Here is a 6,909-nt window from a genome sequence, read left to right as displayed (position 1 = left end):
TCGGCCCGGACCTGTACACCCCGCTGTTCGCCATCAGCCGCATCCCCGGCTGGTGCGCCCACCGCATCGAAGAAGTGGTGTTCGCCAACCGCATCATCCGCCCGGCCTACAAGTATCTGGGCGTGCGGCAGAAATACAAGACCCTTGAGGAACGATGATGAAACGCTTTGCTGCCTTTTTGCTTTTGCTGGTCTCGGCCCTGGCGGGCGCGGCCCGCTGGCTGGACGTGGTGAATTACACCGACCTTGACACCGGCTTCGTCACCTGGGGCCCCGCCTGGGCGCGCTACGCCATCGCGGGGGGCATCCTTGTGCTGCTGGCGCTGGGCGCGCTGCTGGCGCCCCGCCGCCCCGCCGCCCTCTGCGGCCAGAGCGCGGCCCAGGGCGCCGTGTGCTTTCTGGCCGGGTTCGGCTTTGCCGCCCTGGGCGGCGCCAGGCTGGCCGGCTGGTCGGGCCTGGACGCCTTCGGCAAGGCGGGGGCGGCGCTGTATCTGGTCAGCGCCGTCTGGATGCTGCTGCTGGGCCGCAGCCGGTTCACCCCCGAGTTTGAAGCCCCCACCCGCAGCGCGCTGATGGGCGTGGCGGGCACCCTGTCGCTCTATCTGCTCACCATCAGCCGCTTCGGCCTTGCCCCCACCGGCATGGCCCGGGTGGACGCCAACTTCGCCGCCCTAGCGGCGCTGGCGGCGCTGCTGTTCACCGCCGCCCAGGCCAAGGTGGCCTATGTGCCCGGCGGGCGCAGCGGCGGCTGGGTGTTCTTCACCGGCAGCGCGGCCTTTCTGCTGTGCACCTGCCTGGCCTTTCCCGGCGCGCTGGCCCGCTTCATGGTGGGCGCCGCCGGCGCGGCGGACCTGGCGGAGGCCGGCGCCCTGGCCCTGGTGGGCCTTTGCGGCGCGGCGTATGCCTTCGGCTCTGTGGGCGAGGCCGCCCCGGAATCCAGCCGGTCCGGGGAAAATGTAAAATGTTTGTAAAGAGCGGGCGGCGCGATTGACGCGCCGCCCGCTTTGGTCTATAATTAAAATGTTGAAAAGGGAGTAGTGTAGGCGGCTTTTTCTGGCCGCCCTGCCGCACCGCCAACAAGCCGGCCCCTCGGGCCTGGCGGCGCGGGCCCTGTGTTTTGTGGTCACAAGACTTTTCAGCAGCCGTTTTGCTGTGGCTGCCGGGGGGTCTTTTCTTTTTGCCCGGCCGCCGTTCAAAGGCGGCCGGGCATTTTGCGTGCCCATAAAAAACCACGGGAGGCAGAAAAGATGAAAAACTGGTACGAAAAAACCGCGCAGCAGACCCTGGACGAACTCTCCGTTTCCGCGCAGGGCCTGACCGTCGAAGAGGCGGCCCGCCGGCTGGAACAGCACGGCGAGAACAAACTCACCGAGGGCAGGAAAAAGAGCGCTTTGCAGGTGTTCGCCGAGCAGTTCAAGGACCTGCTGGTCATCATCCTGGTGGCGGCGGCCCTCATCTCCCTGGCCAGCGGCCAGAGCGAGAGCACCCTGGTCATCTTCGCGGTGCTGCTGCTCAACGCGGTGCTGGGCACCGTGCAGTACCTCAAGGCGGAAAAGAGCCTTGAAAGCCTGAAGGCCATGTCCGCCCCCACCGCCAAGGTGCTGCGGGGCGGCGAGACGGTGGCCCTGCCCTCGGCCCAGGTGGTGCCCGGCGACGTGGTGCTGCTGGAGGCCGGCGACATGGTGGTGACCGACGGCCGGCTTTTGAACAGCTGGTCGCTGAAGATCAACGAGAGCAGCCTCACCGGCGAGAGCGAGCCGGTGGAAAAGGTCGACGGCGCGCTGGAAGGGGAGAACATCCCCCTGGGCGACCGCAAGAACATGGCCTATTCCGGGTCGCTCGTCACCTACGGCCGGGGCCTGATGGTGGTCACCGAGACCGGCATGGACACCGAGATCGGCCACATCGCCGCGCTGATGAACCGCACCCAGCAGCGCAAGACCCCCCTGCAGCAGAGCCTGGACGCCTTCAGCGGCAAGCTGGCGGCGGTCATCATGGCCATCTGCGGCGTGGTGTTCCTGCTCTCCGTCTTCCGCAGCGGCATGCCCGTGCTGGACTCCCTGATGTTCGCCGTGGCCCTGGCGGTGGCCGCCATCCCCGAGGCCCTCAGCTCCATCGTGACCATCGTGCTGGCCATGGGAACCCAGAAGATGGCCCGGCAGAACGCCGTCATCAAGGACCTGAAGGCTGTGGAGAGCCTGGGCGCGGTGTCGGTCATCTGCTCCGACAAGACCGGCACCCTCACCCAGAACCGCATGCAGGTGCAGAAGGCCTGGGTGGCAGGCCGGGAACTGGAAGCGGCGGACATGACCGCGGCCGACCCGGCCCAGACCCTGCTGGCCCGGATGGGCCTGCTGGCCAGCGACGCCACCATGAGCGAGGAGGGCGCGGTGGGCGACCCCACCGAGATCGCCCTGGTGCAGCTGGGCCGGGGCATGGGCATGAACGAGCATGCGCTGCGCGGCGAGTGCCCCCGCCTGGGCGAGCTGGCCTTTGACTCCGACCGCAAGCTGATGAGCACCCTCCACCGGGTGGACGGCGAGCGCACGCTCTACACCAAAGGCGCCATGGACGAACTGCTGGCCCGCTCGGCGCGCATCCTTGCCCCGGAGGGCGAGCGCCCCCTCACAGAGGAGGACAAAGCCCTGCTGATGGGCGTGAACGAGAGCTGGTCCCGGCAGGGGCTGCGGGTGCTTGGTTTTGCCCGCAGGCGTCTGGACGACAGCGAGCCGCTGACCATGGCCAGCGAGCGGGACTTCACCTTCGTGGGCCTGGTGGCCATGGTGGACCCGCCCCGGCCCGAGTCCATCCAGGCGGTGGCGGACGCCCGCCGCGCCGGCATCCGCACCATCATGATCACCGGCGACCACAAGGTCACCGCCAGCGCCATCGCCGAAAAGATCGGCATCATGCAGCCGGGGGACCAGGCGCTGGACGGCGCGGCTTTGACGGCCATGACCGACGGGCAGCTGGACGAGGTGCTGCCCAAGGTGTCGGTCTACGCCCGGGTGTCGCCGGAGCATAAGATCCGCATCGTGGAGGCCTGGCAGCGCCGGGGCAGCATCGTGTCCATGACCGGCGACGGCGTGAACGACGCGCCCGCCCTCAAGCGGGCGGACATCGGCGTGGCCATGGGCATCACCGGCACCGAGGTCAGCAAGGACGCCGCCTCCATGATCCTCACCGACGACAACTTCGCCACCATCGTGCGGGCGGTGGTGAACGGCCGCGGCGTTTATGCCAACATCAAAAACGCCATCCAGTTCCTGCTTTCCGGCAACACGGCGGGCATCCTGTGCGTTTTGTGGGCCTCGCTGGCGGCGCTGCCGGTGCCCTTCCAGGCGGTGCACCTGCTGTTCATCAACCTGCTCACCGACAGCCTGCCCGCCATCGCCATCGGCATGGAGCCCGCCGGCGAAGACCTGCTGGACCAGCCCCCCCGGGACCCCAAAGCCCCCCTGCTGGACCGCGGCCTGCTGGGCGCCATCGGCGGCCAGGGCGCGCTGATCGGCGCGGCCACCATGACCGCCTTCTACCTGGGCCTTTTTGCCGGCGGCGCGGCGCTGGCCAGCACCATGGCCTTCGCCACGCTGACGCTGGCGCGCCTGTTCCACGGCTTCAACTGCCGGGGCCGGGCCTCCATCTTCAAGCTGGGCTTTTCCGGCAACTGGTATTCCCTGGGCGCCTTCGTGCTGGGCGTGGCGCTGCTGGCCGCGGTGCTGTTCGTGCCGGGCCTCTCCGGCCTCTTCGCCGTCAGCGCCCTTTCCGCCGCCCAGCTGGGCCAGATCGCCCTGCTGGCCGTGGCCCCCACCGTGGTCATCCAGCTTTATAAGGTCGTCAAACGCTGAAAAATGAAACGCGGCCCCCGCCGGGAATGTCCCGGCGGGGGCCCTTTTGCGCGTTTATGTAAGGCTGCCGCTGCGCTCGCCCCGCAGGTTCTCGCCCATTTTCTCCTTCACGGCGGCGGCGTCCAGCCCCTTGCTGAACAGGTAATAGAGCTTGGCAACGGCGGCTTCGGTGGTCATGTCGCCGCCGCTCACCGCGCCCGCCGCCGCCAGCGCCGCGCTGGCGGCGTATTCGCCCAGCAGCACGCCGCCCTCAAAGCACTGGCTGCACACCGTGAGCACCGCGCCGTTCTGCCACGCTTTCCGGATGAGGGGCGGCAGCGCCCCCTGCTCGTCGGGGATGTTGCCCGCGCCGAAGGTCTCCAGCACGATGCCCCGCAGCCGCCGGGTCATGATGGGCTCGAACAGATCGAACTGGATGCCCGGGAATACCTTCAGCACCCCGATGGGCACATTGCCGAAGGGGGCCAGCGCCGCCGGGCCCCGGGGCGCGGGGCGGCGCAGGGCCGCGTCGTCGTAGCGGATGTTCACCCCCGCCAGCGCCAGCGGCGGGTAGTTGGGGCTGAAAAAGGCCTGCAGCCCGTCTGCCGAGCGCTTCACCGCCCGGCAGCCCCGCAGCAGCTTGCCGCCGAAATAAAGGCACACCTCGGCGGCCTTTCCCTGGGCCGCGATGAGCAGGCTGGTGATGAGGTTCTCCCGCCCGTCGCTGCGCAGGCGGCACAGGGGGATCTGGCTGCCGGTGAGCACCACCGGCTTTTGCAGGTTTTCCAGCATGAAGCTCAGCGCCCCGGCGGTGTAGGCCATGGTGTCGGTGCCGTGCAGCACCACAAAGCCGTCGTAGCTGTCGTAGCGTTCAAAAATGGCCTGCCCGATGGCGTTCCATTCGCCCACGGCGATGTTGGAGGAATCCAGCAGAGGGTCCATCTCCACCAGGTCCCAGGCGGGGGCCTCGGGACCGGTCAGCTCCGGCATGGCCGCCAGCAGCGGGCCCAGATACCCTGGCCGGGGCGCGTAGCCCCTGGGGGTGGGCACCATGCCGATGGTGCCGCCGGTGTAGAGGATGCAAATGCGCTTTTCCATGTCCTGCCTCCCGAAAAATCCTGCACATCCATTATAATATAGCCTCTTTCGCCGGTCAATCGGGCAGCACGCACCGGGGCGACAGCTGCACGTACACCGGGCTGTAGCGGTCGGCCAGCAGGGCGGCGGCGTGGGGCGGGCGGGGCAGCTTTGCCACCGGGCACAGCGGCAGCGACAGCGCCGCCGCCACCCCCTTGCCCGGCCGGCTCTCCAGCGTGAAGGCCCCGCCGTAGCGCGCGGCGAAAGCGGCGGCCAGAGGCAGCCCCAGCCCCAGCCCCGGCAGGCTGCCCGTGCCGGCGAAGGGGGTCAGGGCCAGCCGCTGGCGGTGGGGCGGGATGCCCGGCCCCCAGTCCCGCAAAAGCAGCACCGCCCGGCTGCCCTGGCGCAGGCAGCGCACGCTCACCGCCGGCGTTGCCCCGCCATACAAAAGGCTGTTGCACAGAAGGTTCAAAAGCACCGCCCCGAAGGCCGGTTCGGCGGCGGCCACCGGCAGGGGCTGGCCGCAGGCGGAAAAGCGCAGCAGGGAAGGGGGCGTGGAGCACACCTCCCGGGCCGCCTCCACCAGCGCCCGGGCGCTGGCGGAAAGGTCCATCACCCGCGGCGGCAGACCTGCGCCGGTCAGGTGCGCCCACATCTCCAGGTTCTGCGCCGCCCGCAAAATGCGGTAGGCGGCGGCGCGCCGGGCCGCCCCCTCCGCCGTCAGCACCTCGGCGCACTCGGCGCGCAGCAGCGCCGCCGTGCGGCGGGCGCACTCCCATCGCAGATCCATGGCCGTCGTTCCTCCCTTGCCCGGTATTCTCCCCTTAGTGTGGCGGGGCGGGTGCGGTTCATGCGCGGGTTGTACCTTCCAAAGTTTTCTTTTGCATTTTTGTGTTAAATCATTCACAACCACTTGTGCTTTGAAAAAAATTGCGATACAATAAAACCAGCCGTGAGATGTTCCGCCCGCAAGGGCGCAACGCGAATCATAAGGAGGATTTTACAATGGCAGTGAAAGTTGCAATCAATGGTTTCGGCCGCATCGGCCGTCTGGCCTTCCGTCAGATGTTTGGCGCGGAGGGCTACGAAGTGGTGGCCATCAACGACCTGACCAGCCCCGAGATGCTGGCCCATCTGCTGAAGTACGATACCGCCCAGGGCCGTTACGACGGCCACACCGTGGTGGCCGGTGAGGACTCCATCACCGTGGACGGCAAGAAGATCACCATCTACAAGAACCCCAACCCCGCCGAGCTGCCCTGGGGCGAGCTGGGCGTGGACGTGGTGCTGGAGTGCACCGGCTTCTTCACCAAGAAGGACAAGGCCATGGCTCACATCGAAGCCGGCGCCAAGAAGGTCGTCATCTCCGCCCCCGCCGGCAACGACCTGAAGACCATTGTTTACAGCGTGAACGAGAACACCCTGACCGCCGATGACCAGATCATCAGCGCCGCTTCCTGCACCACCAACTGCCTGGCTCCCATGGCGAAGGTGCTGAACGACACCTATCCCATCCAGAGCGGCATCATGACCACCGTGCACGCCTACACCGGCGACCAGATGATCCTGGACGGCCCCCACCGCAAGGGCGACCTGCGCCGTGCCCGCGCCGGCGCCGCCAACATCGTTCCCAACAGCACCGGCGCCGCCAAGGCCATCGGCCTGGTCATCCCCGAGCTGAACGGCAAGCTGATCGGCTCTGCACAGCGCGTGCCTGTTCCCACCGGCTCCACCACCATCCTGGTGGCCGTCGTCAAGGGCAAGGACGTGACCAAGGAGAGCATCAACGCCGCCATGAAGGCCGCCGCTTCCGACAGCTACGGCTACAACGAGGATCCCATCGTGTCCAGCGACGTCATCGGCATGACCTATGGCAGCCTGTTCGACGCCACCCAGACCATGGTCACCAAGATCGACGACGACACCTACCAGGTGCAGGTCGTGTCCTGGTACGACAACGAGAACAGCTACACCAGCCAGATGGTCCGCACCATCAAGTACTTCGC

The 6,909-nt window shown here is 67.8% G+C and carries 6 protein-coding genes; 4 read left to right on the top strand and 2 right to left on the bottom strand.

Annotated elements, in window-relative coordinates:
• From ACH2AT_RS10385 to ACH2AT_RS10375, 3 genes are all read left to right on the top strand, one after another.
• Positions 1 to 158 (top strand): citrate/2-methylcitrate synthase (locus ACH2AT_RS10385; RefSeq protein WP_394965834.1); only part of this gene is annotated, 158 nt, incomplete at its 5' end.
• Positions 158 to 970: a hypothetical protein gene (locus ACH2AT_RS10380; RefSeq protein WP_394965832.1), complete on the top strand. Its 813-nt coding sequence runs from the start codon at positions 158 to 160 to the stop codon at positions 968 to 970. The genes ACH2AT_RS10385 and ACH2AT_RS10380, both read left to right, overlap by 1 nt.
• A 276-nt stretch (positions 971 to 1,246) precedes the next feature.
• A complete protein-coding gene (locus ACH2AT_RS10375; protein WP_394965830.1) occupies positions 1,247 to 3,847 on the top strand; it encodes a cation-translocating P-type ATPase in 2,601 nt (866 codons plus the stop codon).
• A 54-nt stretch (positions 3,848 to 3,901) separates the two neighbouring features.
• Here the strand turns inward: ACH2AT_RS10375 and ACH2AT_RS10370 are convergent, their stop codons facing one another.
• Positions 3,902 to 4,924, bottom strand: coding sequence for a type I asparaginase (locus ACH2AT_RS10370; protein WP_394965828.1), 1,023 nt, complete (start codon positions 4,922 to 4,924; stop codon positions 3,902 to 3,904).
• 55 nt (positions 4,925 to 4,979) lie between these two features.
• Positions 4,980 to 5,693, bottom strand: a complete 714-nt coding sequence (locus ACH2AT_RS10365) for an ATP-binding protein (RefSeq protein ID WP_394965826.1) — start codon at positions 5,691 to 5,693, stop codon at positions 4,980 to 4,982.
• 215 nt (positions 5,694 to 5,908) lie between these two features.
• Here ACH2AT_RS10365 and gap point away from each other — a divergent pair.
• Positions 5,909 to 6,909, top strand: a 1,001-nt coding sequence (gap, locus tag ACH2AT_RS10360) for a type I glyceraldehyde-3-phosphate dehydrogenase (protein WP_394965824.1), incomplete at its 3' end; no start/stop codon positions are given.

It is taken from the genome of Candidatus Allofournierella excrementigallinarum (genome assembly GCF_944388085.1).
GTDB lineage: Bacteria > Bacillota > Clostridia > Oscillospirales > Ruminococcaceae > Allofournierella_A > Allofournierella_A excrementigallinarum.
Note: the sequence above shows the minus strand (reverse complement) of the source record. Positions and strands in the feature narration are given on the sequence as shown.